Source organism: Streptomyces sp. NPDC003300 (genome assembly GCF_040610915.1).
GTDB lineage: Bacteria > Actinomycetota > Actinomycetes > Streptomycetales > Streptomycetaceae > Actinacidiphila.
Genome location: NZ_JBEXNE010000003.1, coordinates 403,309 through 424,427 on the forward strand (window position 1 = coordinate 403,309; position 21,119 = coordinate 424,427).

The 21,119-nt window shown below is 70.8% G+C and carries 17 protein-coding genes; 14 read left to right on the forward strand and 3 right to left on the reverse strand.

What is annotated here, in order from left to right; all coding sequences use genetic code 11:
• Window positions 1-46 precede the first annotated feature (46 nt).
• The 4 genes from ABZX65_RS06675 to ABZX65_RS06690 all read left to right on the forward strand — a co-directional run bounded on the left by ABZX65_RS06675 (window position 47) and on the right by ABZX65_RS06690 (window position 4,684).
• Window positions 47-1,861, forward strand: a complete 1,815-nt coding sequence (locus ABZX65_RS06675) for an APC family permease (RefSeq protein WP_355335555.1) — start codon at window positions 47-49, stop codon at window positions 1,859-1,861.
• Between the two features lie 105 nt (window positions 1,862-1,966).
• Window positions 1,967-3,112, forward strand: a complete 1,146-nt coding sequence (locus ABZX65_RS06680) for a cation diffusion facilitator family transporter (protein WP_355335557.1) — start codon at window positions 1,967-1,969, stop codon at window positions 3,110-3,112.
• 193 nt (window positions 3,113-3,305) lie between these two features.
• Entirely contained in the window at window positions 3,306-3,704 is a 399-nt protein-coding gene (locus ABZX65_RS06685) for a DUF779 domain-containing protein (RefSeq protein ID WP_355335786.1), read from the forward strand.
• A gap of 167 nt (window positions 3,705-3,871) precedes the next feature.
• Window positions 3,872-4,684: an SAM-dependent methyltransferase gene (locus ABZX65_RS06690; RefSeq protein ID WP_355335559.1), complete on the forward strand. Its 813-nt coding sequence runs from the start codon at window positions 3,872-3,874 to the stop codon at window positions 4,682-4,684.
• Window positions 4,685-4,759: 75 nt separating this feature from the next.
• On the opposite strand, the gene ABZX65_RS06695 is transcribed toward ABZX65_RS06690, so the two are convergent.
• A complete protein-coding gene (locus ABZX65_RS06695) occupies window positions 4,760-5,662 on the reverse strand; it encodes a helix-turn-helix transcriptional regulator (RefSeq protein WP_355335562.1) in 903 nt (300 codons plus the stop codon).
• A gap of 162 nt (window positions 5,663-5,824) precedes the next feature.
• Window positions 5,825-6,061 (reverse strand): DUF397 domain-containing protein, encoded by a 237-nt coding sequence (locus ABZX65_RS06700; protein WP_355335565.1) that lies wholly within the window; start codon window positions 6,059-6,061, stop codon window positions 5,825-5,827.
• A gap of 372 nt (window positions 6,062-6,433) precedes the next feature.
• On the opposite strand from ABZX65_RS06700, the gene ABZX65_RS06705 reads away from it, so the two are divergent.
• The 4 genes from ABZX65_RS06705 to ABZX65_RS06720 all read left to right on the forward strand — a co-directional run bounded on the left by ABZX65_RS06705 (window position 6,434) and on the right by ABZX65_RS06720 (window position 11,003).
• The gene (locus tag ABZX65_RS06705) at window positions 6,434-8,512 is read left to right on the forward strand and encodes a translation factor GTPase family protein (protein ID WP_355335568.1); all 2,079 of its coding nucleotides are present in this window, start codon (window positions 6,434-6,436) and stop codon (window positions 8,510-8,512) included.
• Window positions 8,513-8,769: 257 nt separating this feature from the next.
• Window positions 8,770-9,624: an LmeA family phospholipid-binding protein gene (locus ABZX65_RS06710; protein WP_355335570.1), complete on the forward strand. Its 855-nt coding sequence runs from the start codon at window positions 8,770-8,772 to the stop codon at window positions 9,622-9,624.
• Window positions 9,625-9,757: 133 nt separating this feature from the next.
• Window positions 9,758-10,411 carry a hypothetical protein gene (locus ABZX65_RS06715; protein WP_355335572.1) on the forward strand — a complete coding sequence of 218 codons (654 nt, stop codon included), beginning with the start codon at window positions 9,758-9,760 and terminating at the stop codon, window positions 10,409-10,411.
• A 97-nt stretch (window positions 10,412-10,508) separates the two neighbouring features.
• Complete coding sequence (locus ABZX65_RS06720; protein ID WP_355335575.1) at window positions 10,509-11,003, forward strand: DUF1269 domain-containing protein; 495 nt, start codon at window positions 10,509-10,511, stop codon at window positions 11,001-11,003.
• A gap of 27 nt (window positions 11,004-11,030) precedes the next feature.
• Here ABZX65_RS06720 and ligD read toward each other — a convergent pair whose 3' ends face one another.
• On the reverse strand, window positions 11,031-11,921 hold the full coding sequence (gene ligD / locus ABZX65_RS06725) for a non-homologous end-joining DNA ligase (protein ID WP_355335577.1): 891 nt from the start codon (window positions 11,919-11,921) through the stop codon (window positions 11,031-11,033).
• Between the two features lie 38 nt (window positions 11,922-11,959).
• Here ligD and ABZX65_RS06730 point away from each other — a divergent pair, with 38 nt between their 5' ends.
• From ABZX65_RS06730 to ABZX65_RS06755, 6 genes are all read left to right on the forward strand, one after another.
• Complete coding sequence (locus ABZX65_RS06730) at window positions 11,960-13,165, forward strand: Ku protein (protein WP_355335580.1); 1,206 nt, start codon at window positions 11,960-11,962, stop codon at window positions 13,163-13,165.
• Between the two features lie 199 nt (window positions 13,166-13,364).
• Window positions 13,365-14,384 carry a LacI family DNA-binding transcriptional regulator gene (locus tag ABZX65_RS06735; protein ID WP_355335582.1) on the forward strand — a complete coding sequence of 340 codons (1,020 nt, stop codon included), beginning with the start codon at window positions 13,365-13,367 and terminating at the stop codon, window positions 14,382-14,384.
• A gap of 400 nt (window positions 14,385-14,784) precedes the next feature.
• Entirely contained in the window at window positions 14,785-16,149 is a 1,365-nt protein-coding gene (locus tag ABZX65_RS06740) for an extracellular solute-binding protein (protein WP_355335584.1), read from the forward strand.
• Window positions 16,150-16,250: 101 nt separating this feature from the next.
• Window positions 16,251-17,117: a sugar ABC transporter permease gene (locus ABZX65_RS06745; protein ID WP_355335789.1), complete on the forward strand. Its 867-nt coding sequence runs from the start codon at window positions 16,251-16,253 to the stop codon at window positions 17,115-17,117.
• A 13-nt stretch (window positions 17,118-17,130) separates the two neighbouring features.
• On the forward strand, window positions 17,131-18,018 hold the full coding sequence (locus tag ABZX65_RS06750) for a carbohydrate ABC transporter permease (RefSeq protein ID WP_355335587.1): 888 nt from the start codon (window positions 17,131-17,133) through the stop codon (window positions 18,016-18,018).
• An 82-nt stretch (window positions 18,019-18,100) separates the two neighbouring features.
• On the forward strand, window positions 18,101-21,094 hold the full coding sequence (locus tag ABZX65_RS06755; RefSeq protein WP_355335590.1) for a carbohydrate-binding protein: 2,994 nt from the start codon (window positions 18,101-18,103) through the stop codon (window positions 21,092-21,094).
• Window positions 21,095-21,119: the final 25 nt, after the last annotated feature.

The following is a 21,119-nucleotide window of genomic DNA, read 5'->3' on the forward strand; positions in this document are numbered from 1 at the left end:
GGCATGACGCGTCCCCGCGTGTCGTCCCCTGCACCCCGAGGTACCGATGACCTTCGGTCTGGCCCGTCGCGAACTGCGGCCGAGAGTCCCCCTGCGGCCGGGCGAGGGGGACAAGCAGCACCTGACCAGCATCGAAGGGCTGGCGGCACTGTCGCTGGACGCGCTCAGCTCGGTCGCGTACGGCCCCGAGGCGATCGTGCTGGTCCTGATCGCCGCCGGTTCCGGGGCGCTCAGCGCGACACTGCCGGTGACGCTGGTGATCGCCGGGCTGCTCGCGGTGCTGGTGGTCTCGTACGGGCAGGTCATCGCCGTGCACCCGGACGGCGGTGGCGCGTACGCGGTGGCGAAGAAGGACCTGGGGCAGGGCATCAGTCTGCTCGCCGCCGCGAGCCTCGTCGTCGACTACGTGCTCACCGTCGCCGTCAGCCTCGCCGCGGGCGCCGCGAGCCTCGCCTCCTCCTACCCCTCCCTCGCGCCGCATCTGCTGCCGGTGTGTCTGCTCGGGCTCGCCGTGCTCACGGCCGTGAATCTGCGGGGCGTGGCCGAGAGCGCCCGGGTGCTGATGCTGCCGACGGCGCTGTTCATCGCGAGCGTCCTCGGGATCATCGTCTTCGGCCTGGTGCGCTCGCACCCCGTGGCCGTCGTCGGCACTCCCCAACCCGTGCACATCACCGAGTCGTTGGGGCTGCTGCTGCTCCTGAAGGCGTTCTCGGCCGGCTGCTCCTCGCTGACCGGCGTGGAGGCCATCGCCAACGGGGTGCCCGCCTTCCGCGACCCGCGGGTCAGGCGGGCGCAGCGCACCGAGCTGATGCTGGGCGGCCTGCTCGCGCTGATGCTGGTCGGGCTCGCGGTGCTGATCCGCCGCGACCATGTGGCGCCGCGCGGCGACGTGACCGTCCTGGCGCAGCTCACCGCGGGCTCCTTCGGGACCGGCTGGCCGTACGACGCGACGAATCTCGTCGTCACCCTGGCACTGGCGCTGGCCGCCAACACCAGCTTCGGCGGGCTGCCGGTCCTGATGAGCCTGCTGGCCCGCGACCACCGGCTGCCCCACCTGTTCGGTCTGCGCACGGAGCGCCCGGTGTACCGCTGGGGCGTGGGCGCCCTCGCGCTGCTCGCCGCGCTGCTGCTGATCGCCGTGGACGCCGACACCCACCGCATGCTGCCGCTGTTCGCGATCGGCGTGTTCATCGGCTTCACCATCAGCCAGATCGGCCTCGTTCGGCACTGGCGCGGGGAGCGTCCCCGCGGCTGGCGCCAGCGCGCGACGCTCAACGGCTTCGGCGCGGTGCTGACGGCGATCGCCGCCGTCGTGCTGCTCGCCGACAAATTCCTCGCCGGGGCCTGGGTGGTGGTGGTCACCGTGCCGCTGCTGATGCTGCTGTTCGCCCGTATCCAGCGCTACTACACCGAGGTCGGGAAGGAGTTGGGGCTCGGTGAGGTCCCGCCGCCGGTCCGGCGCACCGTGTCCCTGGTGATCGTGCCGGTCGGCGAGGTCAGCAGGCTCACCCAGCAGGCGCTGACGGCGGCCCTCAACCTCGGCACCGCCGTCGTCGCCGTCGCCGTACAGGGCGACCCCGACAAGGCCCGCGCCCTGCGGGAGAGTTGGGACCGCTGGAATCCGGGCGTACGGCTGGACATCGTGGAGAGCCCGCACCGTTCGCTGGTGCAGCCGATCGTCTCCTACGTCGAGCGCGAGGTGGCCAAGGGGCAGCACGTCTCCGTCCTCATCCCCGAGGTGGTGCCGCGCCACCGGCGCTACCAGATCCTCCAGAATCAGCGGGGCCTGCTGCTGGCCTCCGCGCTCAGAGCCCGTACCGACGTCGTGGTGTGCACGATTCCGTACCGGCTGAGCCTGTGAGCGGCCCCTGTCGCCCAGCCGGAGCTGTTGCGAGGGCATCGCAGCTGGTCACAGATGGTATTTCGGGAGTGGCCGCAAGGGGTTCCGTGTGCCACGGTGTCCGACATGGCGGGGACTGAGCACACCCACGGCGAGGCGCACGGCGCCGGTCACCCACACGACCACGACCATGCCGACGACCACGGCCACGGCCATCGCCGGGCGCACGGCCACGCACACGCGACGGGCGGTCGTACGCACCCCGGATCGCGGCTGCGGCACCGGCTCGGGCATCTCCTGCGGCCCCATTCGCACGAGGCGGCGGACAGCGTGGACGCGGCGCTGGAGTCGTCGGCGCGCGGGATGCGGGCGCTGTGGGTGTCGCTCGCGGTGCTGGGCGCGACCGCGCTCGTCCAGGCGCTGATCGTCGCGGTGTCCGGGTCGGTGGCGCTGCTGGGCGACACCGTGCACAATGCGGCGGACGCGCTGACGGCGGCGCCGCTGGGCATCGCCTTCGTCCTCGGACGCCGGGCCGCCAACCGCCGCTATACGTACGGCTACGGGCGGGCCGAGGATCTGGCCGGGGTCGCCGTCCTGCTAGCCATCGCCGCGTCGAGCGCCTTCGCGGCCTGGACGGCGGTGGACCGGCTGCTCGATCCGCGTACGGTCACCCACCTGTGGGCGGTGTCCGGTGCGGCGCTGGCCGGATGCGTGGGCAACGAGTGGGTGGCCGGATACCGGATCCGCGTCGGGCGCGACATCGGCTCCGCGGCCCTGGTCGCCGACGGCCTGCACGCCCGTACCGACGGCTTCGCCTCCCTCGCGGTCCTGCTGGGCGCCGCCGGTACGGCCCTGGGGTGGCGTCTCGCGGACCCGGTCGTGGGGCTGCTGATCACCGTGGCGATCCTGGCGGTGCTGCGGGACGCGGCGCGCGGGGTGTTCCGGCGGCTGATGGACGCCGTCGACCCCGAGCTGGTCGACCGGGCCGAGCGGGCGCTCGGCGCGGTGCCGGGGGTGGAGGGGGTCGGGCCGGTCAGGATGCGGTGGATCGGGCACGCGCTGCGGGCCGAGGCCGCGGTCGTGGTCGACCCCGGCATCAGCGTCGTCGCGGCGCACGCCGTCGCCGTGCGGGCCGAGCACGCGCTGCTGCACGCCGTGCCGCGGCTGCGGGCCGCGACCGTCCACATCGACCACGCCCCGGCCGGTGCCCACGCCCACGTCCACGGCGCCGGGGACCCGCACGCGCTCCTCGCCCACCACCAGCCCGTCTGACGCCCGGCGCCGGGCGCGGTCCCGTCCCTGGACGAAAGCCGTCGCGGGCGGGAGGCTGGTACGAGAACGCCGACGCATCCGGCGATCGGCGGATGGGAGCCCCGTGATGGACGCCACCAGGTCCGATACCGCACGGTCCGACACGGCCTTGCCCGGCCCCGCCTCGCCCGGACGTCCCGTGGGGCGCGTCGAAATGACCCCGGCCGCCGAAGCGATGGTCGACCAACTGGCCCGGCGGCACGGCCCCCTGATGTTCCATCAGTCCGGCGGCTGCTGCGACGGCAGCTCACCGATGTGCTACCCGCGCGGTGAGTTCCGGGTGGGCGGCGCGGACGTCCTGCTCGGCCGGGTCGCCGGGGACACCCCGTTCTGGATGAGCGCGAGCCAGTACGCGTACTGGAGCCACACCCACCTCACCGTGGACGTCGTGCCCGGCCGCGGCAGCGGCTTCTCGCTTGAGGCCCCCGAGGGCGTCCGCTTCCTCCTGCGCTCCCGGCTGATGACGGACGAGGAGGTCGAGCGGATGGAGGCCGAGCCGCCGCTGCCCACCGGGAACACCGTGGACGCCGAGGACACCGAGACCGCGGGCTAGGACCGGCCGACCCCGGAACCGGGCCGCGCCCGAAGAGGGCCGAACCGGAGCCGGGCCGCGCGTCCGGCACAACCTCCTGGTCTGCGCTCTCGACCGGACGATCACGTCTCCCTAGGATGGAAGTCGTCACCGCAGCTTTCGATCAACGAACCACCGTGAGGGGCCCGATGGAGCACCGGGACGCACCGCTTTCCGACAAGATAGATGTGACGGTGCCCGCTGTGGCACGCATGTACGACTACTTGCTGGATGGGAAGGACAACTACCCGGCCGACCGCGAGGCCACGGAGCAATTACTCCTCCAGGTCCCCAGCATGAAGATCCTGGCCCTGAACAACCGTCAGTTCCTGCGCCGGGTGGTGCGCAGGCTCGCGGAGGACTACGGCATCAAGCAGTTCGTGGACCACGGCTCCGGTCTGCCGACGCAGGACAATGTGCACGAGATCGTGCAGCGCATCAACCCCGACGCCCGCGTGGTGTACGTCGACAACGACCCGATCGTGCTCGCCCACGGCCGCGCGCTGCTCCAGCAGAACGAGAACACCTCGGTGATCCAGGCGGACTTCCGCGACACCGAGAGCATCTGGCAGCACGAAGAACTGACGCGGCTGATAGACCTCAACGAGCCGGTCGCCGCGCTCTTCGTGTCGGTGCTGCACTGCATCCGCGACACCGACGACCCCGCGGGCGTCGTCCGGCGCGTCGCCGAAAAGCTGCCCAAGGGAAGCTTCCTGGTGGTCTGTCAGCTCGTCAGCGACGACCCCGAGACCCGCCGCTTCGTCACCGAGTTCATGGACCAGTCCACCGGCGGCCACTGGGGTGAGGTGCGCAAGCCCAGCGACCTCGCCGGTTTCCTCGAAGGCTACGAGATCATCGAGCCGGGCCTGGTGGAGGTCTCCACCTGGCGCCCCGACAGCGACCTCGGCCTCAAGCAGCCCAGCAAGGAATGGATCGAGTACGGCGGCGTGGCCCGCGTGTAGCAACGCCCACGGCAGAGCTTCGGCCCGCACCCCCGGCGAGGGGGATGCGGGCCGGCGTCGTTCTCGGGGGCCGCTCTACTTGTAGCGCTTCAGCGCCTCTTCCAGCAGCACGCGGCTCTCCACCGGCGTCGCCGCCAGCGCGCTCAACTCATCGAGCGCGGCACGGTACTTGTCCAGCTCTTCCAGCCGGTCCAGGTACATCGCGCTCGTCATGTGCTCCAGATAGACCACGTCGGGCAGGAAGCCCTGGGCGAACCGCAGATACGTGACCGCGGAGCCGGGCGTCGCCGCCGCGCTCGCCGACCAGGAGGCGATCTGGAGCCGCACACCGGGCTGGCGCAGCACCACCAGCAGATACTCCAACTGCTCGCGCATCACCGCGGGACCGCCGACCGGGCGGTGCAGCACGCCCTCGTCGATCAGGGCCCACAGCACGGGAGCGCCGGGCTCCGCCATCCTGCGCTGGCGTTCCAGCCGCAACTCCACGCGCCGCTCGACCTCTTCGGGCGAGGCGAGCCGGTGGCCGCTGCGCACGACCGCCTGCGCGTACGAGGGCGTCTGGAGCAGGCCGGGCACGAACTGCGTCTCGTAGGTACGGATCACGTGGGCGTCGCGCTCCAGACCGATCAGGCCCTGGAGCCAGTCGGGAACGACCTCGCCGTACGGCTGCCACCATTCGGGCTTGGCCGAGCGCTGGACCAGGAAGGCGATTTCCGCCCGCTCCTGCTCCGCGACGCCGTAGAGCGCGAGGAGATCGTCGACGTCCCTTAACTTGAGGGAGACGTGCGCCGTCTCCATGCGGCTGATCTTCGAGGCGTGGCCACGGATACGCTCTCCGGCCTGTGCCGGGCTGACCCCGGCGGCCTCGCGCAGGGCACGCAGATAGTTGCCGAGCACACGTGCCAACGCCTTGGCGCCCATGTCCGGGCGGCGCTCCAGCAGTTGCAGCGGTGATACGAGTTGCGGCTGAGCGGACATGCGGGCTCCCGGTAGAAACTGGACGCACGCCAGTATTGCACTGCGAGGCGCGCTGTCGCGCCCCTACCGGAGTCACGAATTCCCGACTTCACGCCGTCGCGCTCAGCCGTCAACTGTTCTTGTCGTCATTCACTCAGACGGACGCGCCTGAGCGTAACCGCCTCACGCGGTGAGGAAGTCGAAGTCCCCGTCCTTGGCGCCACCGATGAAGGCGACCATCTCGTCGTGCGTGTAGACGAGCGCGGGACCGTGCGGGTCACGGGAGTTGCGGAACGCAACGCCGCCATCAGGCAGTTTGGCCGCCTCGACGCAGTTGCCGCTCTGATTGCTCCGCCCGCTCTTGACCCACTCGACACCCGGGATCTCGTCCGCCCGCACTCCGTTGTCGAACTGCTTCATCCGGCACCACTCCTCTGTGAGTTGTACTCGATCGCTCGCAGTCACAAGCATGCCCGCGACCGCAACTGCGGATGCAATTCCAGATGCAATTGCATCCAAAGTCGTCCCGCTGATGATACTGACAACGGAGGTGTGATCGAGACTCCTGAGCCCCACCAGTACGTGAAGAAACGGCGGAGGACGAGGCACGGACGCCCTCGTACGCGGACAAAACCGGTTGTCCGTCGCGTACGGCTCTGCTGTACTCCCGACGACAGTCCAACGGCCCCCGTACGACCGGACCGGCCGACCGTACCCAGGAGATGATCATGCGCGGAACTTCAGTCCCCACCCAGACGGCAACTCCCACCGATCTAGAGGACTTGAAGCTTCTTGCGTACGTTGAACCTGGGCATCCTGGCGCACGTCGACGCCGGTAAGACCAGCCTGACCGAGCGGCTGCTGTTCGCCGCCGGAGTCATCGACGAGGTCGGCAGCGTCGACGACGGCAGCACGCGGACCGACACCCTGGCGCTGGAGCGCCGACGCGGCATCACCATCAAATCGGCCGTCGTCTCCTTCGAGGTCGACGACGTGACCGTCAATCTCATCGACACCCCCGGCCACCCGGACTTCATCGCCGAGGTGGAGCGCGTGCTGAGCGTGCTCGACGGCGCGGTGCTGGTGATCTCCGCGGTCGAGGGCGTGCAGGCGCAGACCCGCGTCCTGATGCGGACGCTGCGGCGACTGCGCATCCCCGTCCTGATCTTCGTCAACAAGACCGACCGCCGCGGCGCCCGCTGCGACGAGGTGATGCGGAGCGTCCGGGGCAAGCTCGCGCCAACGGCCTTCCCGATGGGCCGGGTTGAGGAATCCGGCACGCGGGGCGCGCGCAGCGTCCCGTTCACCGCCGCCGACCCGGACTTCGTCGCCGGTCTGGCCGGCCTGCTCGCCGAGCACGACGACGCGTTCCTCGCCGACTACGTGGCCGACGAGTCCGCGGTCTCGTACGGCCGGGTGCGCGCCGAGTTGGCGGCGCAGACCGCGCGCGGACAGGTGCATCCGGTCTTCTTCGGTTCCGCGATCACCGGCGCGGGCGTCGCCGCGCTGACGGCCGGTCTCACCGAACTGCTGCCCGCGGCGGCCGGTGACGCCCACGGCCCGGTCTCGGGGCGGGTGTTCAAGATCGAGCGCGGCCCGACCGGTGAACGGACCGCGTACGTACGGCTGTTCTCCGGGACGGTACGCACACGGGACCGGCTGCCGTTCGGCCCGGACTCCGCGGTGGGCAGCGAGAAGGGGCACGGGGACAACGGTGCCGACGGGGCCGACGGGGCCGCGTCGGCCGGCGAGGCCAAGGTCACCGGCATCAGCGTCTTCGAGCGGGGCGCCGCCGTGCCCGCCGCGTCCGTCTCGGCCGGGCGGATCGCGCTGCTCAAGGGCCTGGCCGACATCAGGATCGGTGACACGGTCGGCGATCCGGGCGCCGCTCCCCCGGACGGCCGGCACTTCTCGCCGCCGACGCTGGAGACGGTGGTCGTCCCCACCCGCGCGGCCGACAGGGGGACGCTGCATGGGGCGCTCGCCCAACTCGCCGAGCAGGACCCGCTGATCAATCTGCGGCTGGACGGAGTGCGGCAGGAGATCTCGGTCTCGCTCTACGGCGAGGTGCAGAAGGAGGTCGTCCAGGCCACGCTGGCCGACGAGTTCGGGGTCGATGTCACCTTCCGCGAGACCACGACGATCTGCGTCGAGCGCGTGGTGGGCTCCGGCGAGGCCGTCGAGTTCAACAAGAAGGACGCCAATCCGTTCCTCGCGACGGTCGGGCTGCGCGTCGAGCCCGCGCCGCCGGGGTCAGGGGTGGCGTTCCGCCTCGGGGTCGAACTCGGCTCCATGCCCTATTCGTTCTTCAAGGCCGTCGAGGAGACCGTGCGCGAGACGCTGCGCCAGGGCGTCCACGGCTGGGAGGTGATCGACTGCGTCGTGACGATGACGCACTCCGGCTACTCGCCCCGGCAGAGCCACGCGCACGCCGTGTTCGACAAGAGCATGTCCAGTACGTCGGGCGACTTCCGCAATCTGACGCCGCTGGTGCTGATGGACGCACTGCGCGGGGCCGGGACCAGGGTGCACGAGCCGATGCACCTCTTCCGGCTCGACGTCCCCGCCGACACCTTCGGCGCGCTGCTGCCCGTCCTGTCCCGGCTGCGCGCCGTACCGCGCGCACCCGAGCCGCAGGGTGACTCGTACGTCCTGGAAGGCGTCGTCCCGGCCGCGCGGGTGCATGAACTGGAGCAGTCGCTGCCGACGCTCACGCACGGCGAGGGCGTCCTGGAGTCGGCCTTCGACCACTACGAGCCGGTGGTCGGCGCGGTGCCGGAGCGGCCCCGGACCGACCTCGACCCGCTGAACCGCAAGGACTACCTATTGCAGGTGCGGCGCCGGGTGAGCGCGGGCCGGGAGGAGGAATGAGGCGTGTCCCGGGCGCGGCGGGGCGCGGGACGGGTACGGCGGCGGGTCATGACCGCGGGCGCGCTCGGGACGGCCCGGCAGGCGGCGCCGACGATTCGGGCGGGCCCGTAGGCTGAGTCCGGCGGAGCCGCCGACCGGCAGGCGCGGCACGGTGGATCGGCCACGGGTCCGGCCCGGCCGCCGCCCGCCCCGCACCCGCCGCACCCGCACCCGCACCCGCACCCGCACCCGCACCATCGGATCGGACACCGCGCATCGTGAAGCCCCGCCCGGCACGTCGTACCGCCACGCCCGACCGCGCGTCGGCACGTCCGCCCGGACGTACGGCGGCGGACGGCGCGTCCGGCGCGGAGCCCGGCGGGGAATCCGGTGCCGACCGGCGGTCGGCGCCGCGCCGCAGGCGGCTCGTCGTCACGGCCGTCGTGGCCGCGCTGCTCACCGGCGCCGCGACCGCCGTCGACCTGGCCGTCGAGCACACCGCGCGCGGCCGTATCGCCGAGGCGGTGGCCTGCCGCCTGAAGCCCACGGGGCCGGTGACCGCCGAGCTGACCAGCGCCTTCGCCGGGCTCCGGGTGCTCACGGGGAATCTCGGCAGCGCGCACATCGCCGCCGACGGTGTGCGCAGGGGCGACACCGAGGTGAATGTGGCGGTCGACCTGCACGACGTGTCGACCGACGGCACGACCAGCGGCGGCACGGCGACCGCGACCATCGCCTACGCCGAGTTGCAGAAGCGGCTGGCCGCGCGGGACGGCAAGGTCGCGGGGCTGGCCGTGGGCGGCGACGGCGGCGGGCTCGTACTCACCGGCAGCATCGGCGGTCTGCGCCTGCCGATCACCGTGCACACCCGGGTCACGACCGGGAAGGGCGGTCTCACGGTCACCCCGACCACCGTCCGCGTGCTCGGCCGGGACGTCGCCGTCGCCGATCTGGCGTCGCTGCCCGGCGGCGGCGATCTGGCCGGGCGGCTTGGCCCGCGCACCGTGGCCCTCCCCGAACTGCCCGACGGCGTACGGCTGACCGGCGCGCGCACCGACGGTACGGGGCTCGCGCTCTCCCTGGAGCTCGCGCGGGGCGCGGCGGGCAAGGACAAGGACGCCGCCTGCGCGTGAGCGCCTCGGTGCTCGGTGCGCCAGCGCCTCGACGCCGGGCGGGACCGCGTCTCCGCGAGCCGCCCACGACACGTATCCGGCGCGCGGAAAATCCCTCGCGGGGCGGCCGGGTCCGCGCGGTACGGTGCCTGGCATGCCGGAAACCGCTGACCACACGACCGGGCCCGTCACGGCCGACGACCTCGACCGCTCCGTCCAGCTCGCCGTCGCCGCGCTGCGCGAGGCGCCCGCGTCGGCGTGGGAGGACCGCAAGGCCGGGTCGCTGGAGTGGGACTGCTGGGAGACGGTGGAGCACCTGGCCGACGACCTGTTCGCGTACGCGGCCCAACTGGGCCCGAGGCAGCCCCCGTTGAGCACGGACGTGCCCTTCTCCTGGTCGCCGCGCCGGCCGGGCGGCCCGCCCAACGCCATCCACGCGGACCGGAAGGCGGGCCCGGAGGGCCTGTTGCAGGTGCTGGAGGCGACCGGCGCGCTGCTGGTGGCCATGGCGCGTACGGCGTCGCCCGAGGTCCGCGCCCACCACAGCTACGGCGTCTCCGACCCCGAGGGCTTCGCCGCGATGGGCATCGTGGAGACCCTGGTCCACACCTACGACCTGGCGGCCGGGCTCGACCTCGCCTGGAATCCGCCCGCCGATGTGTGCGCGAGGGCGCTGGCCCGGCTGTTCCCGCACGTCCCGCTGACCGCGGACCCCTGGTCCACCCTGCTGTGGGCCACCGGCCGGATCGACCTCCCGGACCACCCGCGCGTCACGTCCTGGCGCTGGTACGGCGCGCCCCGGCCGTAACCCGCCGCCCCGTACCCGGCGGCGCCTCTCCCCCTGCCCGAACCCCGAAACAGACATATCGTGCATCCTGTCGCCCCACGCCACTAGGAGGCCCGTGATGTCCGAACTCATCGTGATCGGTTACGAGGACCCGACCGTCGCCAAAGACGCCTACACCGCCGTGCAGAATCTCCAGAACGACTACGTGGTCAATCTGACCGGTCTGGCCATCGTCTCGGTGGACGAGGAGGGCAAGACGCACGTCGACACCCCGAGCAAGATCGTCGGCGTGTCCGCCGCGTCGGGCGCGCTGTGGGGCATGGTCTTCGGCATCCTCTTCCTCGTCCCCGGCCTGGGCCTGCTCATGGGCGCCGCGATGGGCGGGCTGCTCGGCAAGCTGGGCAAGTCCGGGATCGACGACCAGTTCCGCGGCCAGGTGCAGGCACTGCTCACGCCGGGCACGACCGCGGTCGTGATCATGGCCTCGAAGATCACCGAGGACAAGTTCGCCGACGCCATGCAGGCCTACGGCGGCACGCTGCTCAAGACCTCGCTCTCGGACGAGGACGAGGAGGAGCTGTCGGAGCACCTGGCGGGCGCCCAGCAGAAGTGACACCGCCCCGCGCGGCCCCGCCTCCGTTCAGTGCGGCGGCAGCGGGGCCGCGCGGGCGGGGTCGAGGAGCGGCGCGAGCAGGTCGCCCTCGACGCTGAGCCGCGCGGGCAGGTCGGCCAGGGTGAAGGTGAGGTCGTCCGGGGTGTGCGCGGCGGCGATCTCCGGCCAGGACAGCGGCGCGGAGACGGTCGGCGTCGGGCGGGCGCGGACGGTGTACGGGGCCGCGGTGGTCTTGTTCCCCGAATTCTGCGACCAGTCGATGAAGACCCGGCCGGAGCGCGCGGCCTTCGTCATCCGGGAGATCACCCGGTCCGGGTGCCGGGCCTCCAGTTCCTGCGCGACCCGTTTGGCGTAGGCGGTCGCCGTCGCCGGGGTCGCGTCCCGCAGCGCGGCGAGCAGGTGCAGGCCCTTGGAACCGCTGGTCTTGGCCCAGATCTCGATGCCGTCCTCCGCCAGCCGTTCCCTGAGCAACAGTGCCACCCGGCAGCAGTCCACGACCGTGCAGCCGTCGCCGGGGTCGAGGTCGAGGACCAGCCGGTCGGCGACGCCGGGCTCGTCGGCGCGCCACTGCGGGGTGTGCAGTTCGACGCAGGCCAGATTGGCCGCCCACATCAGCGTCGGCAGGTCGTTGACCTGGACCTGCTCCATGAATTCGCCGCTGCGCCTGACGGACTGCGAGACGGTCACCCAGTCGGGCGTACCGGCGGGCGGCCGTTTCTGGAAGAAACGCTTGCCGTCCACACCGTCCGGGGTGCGGACGAAGCTGACGGGACGGCCGCTGACGTACGGCAGCAGGCCGGTGGCGACGCTCGCGTAGTAGTGCAGCAGCTCGCCCTTGGTGGTGCCGGTCTCCGGCCAGAGCACCCGTTCGAGGTGGCTGACCTTGATCCGACGACCCTCGACTTCCGTGATCGGCATATCATAAAGGTCCCATAGCCTGACAAAAAGGACTCGCTATGCGCAGTGTCTGGTCGGGGAATCTGGCCTTCGGGCTGGTTTCCATACCCGTGAAGCTCGGTTCCGCCGTGTCCAGCCACAAGATCAGCTTCCGGCAGGTCCACCTCACCGACCAGGGCCGGGTGCGGTACCAGAAGACCTGTGAGCTGGACGAGGAGGTCCTGACCGCCGCCGACATCGGCCGCGCGTACGAGACGCCGGACGAGCAGCTGGTCGAGATCACCGACGCCGATCTCAGGGCGCTGCCGCTGCCGACCGCGAAGACCATCGAGGTGAGCGGTTTCCTCGACGCGGCCTCCGTCGACGCGATGCAGCTCGACACCCCGTACTTCCTGGCCCCCGCCTCCCCCGCCGCGAACAAGCCGTATGTGCTGATGCGGGAGGCGCTGGCGCGCGCGGGCAAGGCCGCGGTCGGCAAATTCGCCATGCGCAACTCCGAGCATCTGGCGCTGATCCGCGCCCACGACGACGTCCTGCTGCTCCAGACCCTGCGCTGGCCCGACGAGTTGAACTCCCCCGCGGAGGCCGCCCCCAAGGGCAGTGTCAGCATCAGCGATTCGGAACTGAAGCTCGCCGACACCCTCATCTCGGCGCTCGGCGAGGCGGATCTGACGAGCTATCACGACGAGTACGCGCAGGCCGTGGAGGCGCTGGTCACCGCGAAGCTGGAGGGTTCCGAGCTTCCGGCGGCCGAACAGGCCGGACCGGGCAAGGTGGTCGACCTGATGGCCGCGCTGCGCGCGTCGGTGGAACAGGCGAAGGGCGGGCGCGGCGAGGGCGCGGGGTCGGGCACCTCGGGTGCCTCCGGTGCGTCCGGTGCTTCCGGTGCTTCCGGTGCTTCCGGCGATTCCGCTACGGACGAGGCGGCGGACGGCGACGACCGCACCGGGCACGCCAGCGTCACCGAACTGAAGTCGTCCCGCAGGTCCGGCGCGAAGAAGACGGCGGCCGGGAAGAAGGCGACCGCCTCGAAGTCGAGCGGTACGCGATCGGGCGGCACGGGGTCGAGTGGCACGGGGTCGAGCGGTACGCGGTCGGCCGGGGCGAAGTCCGCGAGCGCCAAGTCGGCGGGGACGAAGTCGACGGCGTCGAAGACGGCCGCCGCGAAGGGCGGCACCTCGAAGGCGGGCGCGCGGAAGACCGCGGCCACGAAGAAGACCGCCGCCGCGAAGAAGACGGCCGCTTCGCGGCGGAAGGCGGGCTGATCCGCCGCCGGGACGCGAACCCCGTCCCCGGTCGGCCCCTGATCCGCCCGTCCGTCCGCGAGGCGCGCCCGGACCCGGCCTCCCGCGCGAGCCCGCGCGGCCCCGCGCCTCTCCCCGCATGATCTTCCTCTGCGCAAGTCGCGTCATTTTCTTGCGTTACTGATCTTTGTTTTTGCGCACCATCCTGTAGATTGCCTCTGTGACGAAACGACTCTCCCAAGTGGCCAGGTTCGCGGGTGTCAGCGAGGCGACGGTCAGCCGTGTGCTGAACGGCAGCCCTGACGTGGCGCAGTCGACGCGGGACTCCGTGCTCACCGCACTGGACGTCTTCGGGTTCGAGCGGCCCGCGCGGATGCGCAGCGCGCGGGCGCCGCTGGTCGGCCTTGTCGTCCCTGACCTGCAAAATCCCATCTTCCCGGCGTTCACCGAGGCGCTGGCGGGGGCGCTGAACAAGCGGGGGCTGATCCCGGTGCTGTGCACCAGGACCGCGGACGGCGTCTCGGAGGCGCACTACATCCAGATGCTGCTGGAGCAGAACATCGAGGGGATCATCTTCGTCGGCGCGAGCTACGCGGACGCAGGCCCGGAGCACGGGCGGGACCTGCGCGAGCGCCAGGTGCCGATCGTGCTGATCAACGCGGCGGACGAGAACCGGCAGATATCCCAGGTCTCGGTGGACGACGCGGCGGCCTCCGAGCAGGCGCTGACGCATCTGACGGGGCTGGGCCACGAGCGGATCGGCCTGGTGCTCGGACCGGTGGGGCATGTCCCCTCGGCCCGCAAACTCGCAGGTTACGCGGCTTTCTGGGAGCAGCGGGGGCTGTCGCCCGCGGACTGGCGGCCCCTGGTGGCGCACGCGATGTTCTCGATGGAGGGCGGGGCGACGGCGATGCCCCGGCTGTTCGCGGAGGGGGTCACCGCGGTGGTGTGCGCGAGTGACGCGCTCGCGCTCGGCGCGATCCGGGCGGCCCGGCGGCACGGGATGAAAGTCCCGGACGATCTGTCGGTGATCGGTTTCGACGACTCGCTGTACATGGTGGCGACCGACCCGCCGCTGACCACCTCGCGCCAGCCGGTGCAGGCGATGGCCGCCGCGGCCATCGCGTCGCTCGTCACACAGATCGACGGCCACGCGGTCACCGACGAGGTGATGCTCTTCGAACCGGAGCTGATCGTGCGCGGCTCCACCCGGATGCGCAAGGTCGTGAAAAGCGGCTGACCTGCACCGTCGTCCGTAGGGCGACGGCTTTCCGACTCCGCGCGAGGGCGGGGCGCCAGGACCGGTTCACGGTCCCGGAGCCCCGCCCTCCGCGTATGCGCTCGCGCCCTCTGCCGGTCCCGCCCCGGCCCGCGTCCGGCGCCGGGCGGACGCGTACCGCCGCCCGTCCGGACACCCCGGCCGGCCCGCGTGTCGATGACACTGCGTTACGGGCGCAAATCCTCTGGATTACTTTCTTGCACAGATTGATTGACATCTTGCGTGACCCGATCCTACTGTCGGCGCCAACGCCAGGCGGCCGGACGTCCTGGTAACCCCGCCGTTACGCAAGCGGACGCAAGCGCACTCGCCCCTCGGGACGGGTACGTCCGCTGCCGTTTCCCAGGAAGGTCCGATCCCCATGGACGGCTCCAGAACCCGCCCCGCCCTCGGCGTCACCGCCATCGCCATCTCGCTGGTCCTCGGCGTCACCGCATGTGGCGGCGGCTCGTCCCACTCCTCCGGGGCGGACAAGGACGGCGTGGTCACGATCAGCGTGAACGGGCTGCCTCCGGCCACCCAGACCGTCGACCGGAAGAACTTCGAGGACGACATCAAAGCCTTCGAAGCGAGCCACCCGAAGATCAGGATCGACGCCCGTGAGGGTCTGATGGACCCGAAGACCTTCGCCGCGAAGCTCGCGGGCGGGCAGTTGGAGGACGTCTACTACGTCTACTTCACCGATCCCGCGGGGCTCATCCAGCGCCACCAGGCCGCCGACATCACCGCGCAGCTCAAGGACTTCCCCGCCCTGAACGACGTGCGGCCGGAATTGCAGAGCGTCTTCATGGACGCGGGCGGCAAGGTCTACGGCCTGCCCACCGGCAACTACTCGCTCGGACTGGTCTACAACCGGGCGCTGTTCACCAAGGCCGGGCTCGACCCGGACAAGCCGCCGACCACCTGGGACGAGGTCCGCGCCGACGCCAAGAAGATCAGCGCGCTCGGCGACGGCACCACCGGCTACGCCGAGTTCAGCAAGAACAACCAGGGCGGCTGGCACCTCACCTCGTGGATCTACTCCGAGGGCGGCGACGTCGCGGTGAAGGACGGCGGCGCCTGGAAGGCCGCGTTCAACAGCGACGCGGGCCGCAAGGCGCTCCAGACGCTGCACGACATGCGCTGGACCGACCGGTCGATGGGCACCAGGCAGCTCCTGGAGATCCCCGACGTGCAGAAGATGATGGGCGCGGGCAAGCTCGGGATGTACATGGCGGGCCCGGACAACATCCCCACGATCGTCAAGCAGTTCGAGCGGAAGTACGACGACTACGGGCTGGCCGCGCTGCCCGGCACCGCGACGCTCGGCGGCGGTGACGGCTTCATGTTCAACCCGAAGGACAGCCCGGCGAAGATCAAGGCCGGTCTCACCTGGATCCAGTGGAAGTACCTCGACCCGGACCGCGAGGAGGAGATCACCAAGAAGTCGGCGGGCACCGACATACCGATCGGCCTGCCGCAGCCGAACCTGTGGAGCGGGGCCGGCCAGGCGAAGGTCGACGCGGCGCACAAGAAGTACGCGAACGTGCCGCAGAAGAACTACCAGCCGTTCGTGGACCGCAGCGGCGAGGTCGCGGTGAAGGTCGAGCCGCCGAACGCCCAGCAGATCTACACCGTGCTCGACGGTGTCATGCAGGCGGTGCTCACCAAGAAGGACGCGAACATCGACCAGCTTCTCAGCGACGCCGAGAAGAAGGTCAACACCATCCTGGCCACGGTCAAGTGACAGCCGAACCGCTGACGTCGGCCCGCGCCGCCACCGCGCGGACGCCGAAGGCGCCTGCCGGGGCGGGGCGGTCCGGCCGGTCCCGCCCCTCGCGGGACCGGCTGCGCCGGGCCGTCGTCGACAACCTGGTGGCGTATCTCTTCCTGGTCGCGGGCGTCGCCGCCTTCGCGGTGTTCTCCTGGTACCCGATCGTCCGCGGTGTGCTGCTCAGCTTCCAGCAGGTCAACTACGCGGAACCGGCGCGGTGGGTGGGCCTGGACAACTTCCACCGCCTGTTCGCCGACCCGCTGTTCGTCACCGCGTGGCGCAACACCGCGTACTTCAGCCTGCTGGCCCTGGTCTTCGGCTTCGCGGCGCCGTTCGTGACCGCGATCGTGCTCAACGAACTGCGGCACGGCAAGGCGTACTTGCGGATGACGGTCTATCTGCCGGTGATGCTGCCGCCGATCGTCACGATGCTGCTGTGGCGCTGGTTCTACGATCCGGGGCCCGGCCTGTTCAATAACGTGCTGCGGATCGCGCACCTGCCCGCGCAGTCGTGGCTGGAGTCGCAGAATCTGTCGATGATCTCGCTGGTCCTGGTCTCCACCTGGGCCAACATGGGCACCACCACGCTGATCTACCTCGCGGCGCTCGGCGGCGTGCCGGGCGAGCTGTACGAGGCCGCCGAGCTGGACGGCGCGACGGTACGGCAGCGGCTGTGGCATGTGACGATCCCTCAGATGCGGTTCATCCTGATGATCACGCTGCTGCTCCAGGTGATCGGCACCATGCAGGTGTTCATCGAGCCGTTCGTGCTGACCGGCGGCGGACCCGACGACGCGACCGTGACCGTACTGCTCCTGCTGTACCGCTACGCGTTCGTCTACAACGACTTCGGCCTGGCCAGCGCGATGAGCACGGTGCTCTTCGTGGTGCTGGGGATCTTCGCCGGGGTGTACCTGCGGCTGACCCGCAGCAAGGGCTGAGAGGGGAACGACCATGGCCGCACAGACCGCTGTCCGCACGCTGATCGCGCCGACCGAGATGAACCGCCGCACGGGAAGGTTCCTCTACCGGTTCGTGCTGGGCGCGACGCTGCTCGGCTTCACCGCCGCCTTTCTCTTCCCGCTGTACTGGATGGCCTCGGGCGCGCTCAAGTCGTCGTCGGAACTGGCCCAGCCGAGGCCGACGATGGTGCCGCACTCCTGGCATCCGGAGGCGTACTCCGAAGCCTGGTCGTCGGTCGGGCTCGGCCACTACTTCCTCAACACGCTGCTGCTGGCGGCCGGGGCGTGGGCCTGTCAGCTCGTGGTCGACGTGGCCGCCGCGTACTCGCTGTCCAAGCTGCGGCCGGTGCTGGGCAATGTGGTGCTCGCCATGATGCTGGCCACGCTGATGCTGCCGGTGTCGGCGCTGCTGGTGCCGACGTATCTGACCGTCGTGGACGTGCCGTTGATCCACGTCAATCTCATCAACACGCCGATGGCCGTCTGGCTGCCGGCCTGCGCCAACGCCTTCAACATCTTCATCCTCAAGCGGTTCTTCGACCAGATCCCCACCGAACTGCTGGACTCCGCCCGGATCGACGGCGCGGGCACGGTACGGATCCTCGTGTCGCTGGTGCTGCCGCTGTCCCGGCCGGTGCTCGCGGTCGTGTCGATCTTCGCGGTGGTCGGTGTCTGGAAGGACTTCCTCTGGCCGATGCTCGTGCTGCCCGATCCCGCGAAGCAGCCGATCACGGTCGCCCTGAACCGGCTGGCGGACGACATGCCCGCCAACCAGTTGCTGGCCGGAATGGTGATGGCGAGCATTCCGCTGCTCGTCCTCTTCCTCATCTTCCAGCGCAGCATCATCAACGGCCTCACCGCGGGCAGCCTCAAGGGCTGACCGGGCGCGGGCCCGCGCTCACCCCCCACGCATGGCAACCCCCGCCGCACGACGTCGTGCGGTGCTCAGGGAAGGATCACCCATGTCTCCAAGCGCCCCAACCCACCGCGCCAGAACGCTCGCGGCGGTGCTGCCCGCGGTGCTCGCGGTGCTGATCGCACTGCTGGTCTGGCAGGCGTCGCCGTCGGCGCACGCCGCGACCACGGTCGTCGAGGCGGAGTCCGCGACGCTGTCCGGCGGCGCGGTCGTCGCCACCGACCACACCGGCTATACGGGCAGCGGTTTCGTCGGCGGCTACACCGACGCCAACAAGGGCACCGCGTCCACCGCCTTCCGGGTCACCGCCACCTCGGCGGGCGCCGGAAGCGTCACCATCCGTTACGCCAACGGCACCAGCGCCACCATGACACTCAGCCTCTACGTCAACGGCGCCAAGATCCGCCAGATCAGCCTCCCCGCCACCGCCAACTGGGACACCTGGACCACCACCGACCAGGCCGTCACCTACACGGCGGGCACCAACACGATCGCGCTCACCTTCACCACCGCCGACAGCGGCAACGTGAACGTCGACAACATCACCGCGACGACGCCCAGCGGCAGCACCACACCGCCCGCCGCGACCGGTCAACTGGAGGCGGAGTCGGCGTCGTTGAGCGGCGGGGCCGTCGTCAGCAGTGACCACACCGGCTACATGGGCAGCGGATTCGTCAGCGGCTACACCGACGCCAACAAGGGCACGGCCTCGACCGGCTTCACGGTCAGCTCGGCCGTCGCGGGCGCCGGAAGCGTCACCATCCGTTACGCCAACGGCACCACCGCCACCATGACACTCAGCCTCTACGTCAACGGCGCCAAGATCCGCCAGATCAGCCTCCCCGCCACCGCCAACTGGGACACCTGGACCACCACCGACCAGGCCATCACCTACACAGCGGGCACCAACACCATCGCGCTCACCTTCACCACCGCCGACAGCGGCAACGTGAACCTGGACAACGTCGTGGTGACGACACCGACGACGAGTACGACGCCGCCGACCACACCTCCCACGACGCCGCCCACCACACCCCCGGCCGGTTCGCTCACGCACCAGGCGGAGGACGCGTACTTCTCGGGCGGGCCGAGCGTGGTCACGACCGCCTCGGGGTTCAGCGGCAGCGGGTATCTGACGGGCTTCGGCGCGCAGGGCGCGCGGGTGGTCTTCGCCGTCAGCGCGCCCGGCGCGGCGAGCTATCCGGTGGCGGTCGCGTACCGGACCGGGAGCGGTTCCGGCGCGTCGATCACGCTGACGGCCAACGGGCTGAAGGTGGCGCAGGTCGCGCTGCCGGGTACGGGCGGGGCGTGGTCGACGGCCACGGTCAGCGCGCCGCTGCGGGCCGGGCTCAACACGCTGACGCTGCGCACCGAATCCGGTGACTCGGGCGCGCCCGACATCGACGGCGTCGCGGTGACCGGCTCGGTCGCCAACGCCACGCGCGGCGCCACGGTGCCGTACACGTCCTACGAGGCGGAGAGCGGCACCACCAACGCGAGCACGATCGGCCCCGACCGCACCTATCTGACGGTGGCGTCCGAGGCGTCGGGACGCAAGGCGGTGGTGCTCAACAGCACCGGCCAGTATGTGCAGTTCACCCTGACCAAGCCCGCCAACGCGATGACGCTGCGCTACTCGATCCCGGACAACGCGGCGGGCACCGGCACCTCGGCGCAGCTCAGCCTCTACGCCAACGGCAGCAAGGTCCGCGATCTGGACCTGTCGTCGAAGTACGCCTGGGTGTACGGCGGTTACCCGTACAACAACGACCCCTCGCAGGGCTCGGCGCACCACTTCTTCGACGAGTCACGGTTCAAGATCGGGGACTTCCCGGCCGGGACGGTGCTCAAGCTCCAGAAGGACGCGGGCAGCACCGCCGCCTCGTACACCCTGGACCTGATGGAGACCGAGCAGGTCGCCGCGGACCAGGCCATGCCCGCGACCGGCTTCGTCTCCGCGACGACGCTCGGCGTCACCCCGAACGACGGGAGCGACGACACCTCGGCGCTCAACAGCGCGGTGGTGACGGCCACGTCGCAGGGCAAGGGCCTGTGGCTGCCCGCGGGCACGTACAACATCTCCGGGCACGTCAATCTGACCGGGGTCGCGCTGCGCGGCGCGGGCGAGTGGGCCACCGTGCTCCAGGGCCTCAACGGCAAGGGCGGGCTCTTCGGGCAGGGCGGCACCAACACCGTCCAGGACCTGACGATCTCCGGTGACGTGTCGTACCGCGACGACGCGAATTTCGACGCCGCGATCGAGGGCGACTTCGGCAACGGCTCGACCATCCAGGACGTGTGGATCGAGCACACCAAGGTCGGCCTGTGGATCGACGCGCCGACCAACGGCCTGTACGTGGGCGGCCTGCGAATCCGCGACACCGCCGCCGACGGCGTCAATCTGCACAAGGGCACCGCGAACACCGAGGTGTGGAACACCAGCGTTCGCAACACTGGGGACGACGGTCTCGCGATGTACTCCGAGGCGAGCGCGGTCACCAACTGCGCCTTCCGCTTCGACACCGTGCAGATGCCGCTGCTGGCGAACGCCGCCGCGATCTACGGCGGCAACGGCAACCGGATCGTGGACAGCGTCGTCGCCGACACGGTGACCGGGGCCTCCGGCATCGCGGTCAGCACCCGCAACTTCAATCCCGCGCCGGTCCCGTTCAGCGGCACCACCACCGTCGCGCGCAACACCCTGCTGCGCACCGGCGGCTACGAGCCGAACTGGCAGAGCAAGCTCGGCGCGCTGTGGATCTACGCCGACGGCTCCGACATCACGGCGCCCGTCGTGGTCAAGGACCTCGACATCACCGACAGCACCTACAGCGCGGTCCTGATCTCGTATCAGAAGACCGTCACCGGGCTGACGTTGAACAACGTCAAGATCCAGACGGCCGGCGCGTACGGCCTGGAGATCGACTCGAAGGGCTCCGGCACCTTCGGCGGCGTCACGGTCAGTGGCGCGGCCTCCGGCGGGCTCAGCACCACCGGGACCTTCACCATCAACCGGGGCTCCGGCAACACCGGCTGGTAACGCCCCCGCACACCCCGGTCCGCCC

Bases quoted from the DNA above. Each gene is read 5' to 3' on its own strand.
- ABZX65_RS06675 (WP_355335555.1), top strand. From the start codon at position 47: ATGACCTTCGGTCTGGCCCGTCGCGAACTGCGGCCGAGAGTCCCCCTG.
- ABZX65_RS06680 (WP_355335557.1), top strand. From the start codon at position 1,967: ATGGCGGGGACTGAGCACACCCACGGCGAGGCGCACGGCGCCGGTCAC.
- ABZX65_RS06685 (WP_355335786.1), top strand. From the start codon at position 3,306: ATGACCCCGGCCGCCGAAGCGATGGTCGACCAACTGGCCCGGCGGCAC.
- ABZX65_RS06690 (WP_355335559.1), top strand. From the start codon at position 3,872: ATGGAGCACCGGGACGCACCGCTTTCCGACAAGATAGATGTGACGGTG.
- ABZX65_RS06695 (WP_355335562.1), bottom strand. From the start codon at position 5,662: ATGTCCGCTCAGCCGCAACTCGTATCACCGCTGCAACTGCTGGAGCGC.
- ABZX65_RS06700 (WP_355335565.1), bottom strand. From the start codon at position 6,061: ATGAAGCAGTTCGACAACGGAGTGCGGGCGGACGAGATCCCGGGTGTC.
- ABZX65_RS06715 (WP_355335572.1), top strand. From the start codon at position 9,758: ATGCCGGAAACCGCTGACCACACGACCGGGCCCGTCACGGCCGACGAC.
- ABZX65_RS06720 (WP_355335575.1), top strand. From the start codon at position 10,509: ATGTCCGAACTCATCGTGATCGGTTACGAGGACCCGACCGTCGCCAAA.
- ligD (WP_355335577.1), bottom strand. From the start codon at position 11,921: ATGCCGATCACGGAAGTCGAGGGTCGTCGGATCAAGGTCAGCCACCTC.
- ABZX65_RS06730 (WP_355335580.1), top strand. From the start codon at position 11,960: ATGCGCAGTGTCTGGTCGGGGAATCTGGCCTTCGGGCTGGTTTCCATA.
- ABZX65_RS06740 (WP_355335584.1), top strand. From the start codon at position 14,785: ATGGACGGCTCCAGAACCCGCCCCGCCCTCGGCGTCACCGCCATCGCC.
- ABZX65_RS06750 (WP_355335587.1), top strand. From the start codon at position 17,131: ATGGCCGCACAGACCGCTGTCCGCACGCTGATCGCGCCGACCGAGATG.
- ABZX65_RS06755 (WP_355335590.1), top strand. From the start codon at position 18,101: ATGTCTCCAAGCGCCCCAACCCACCGCGCCAGAACGCTCGCGGCGGTG.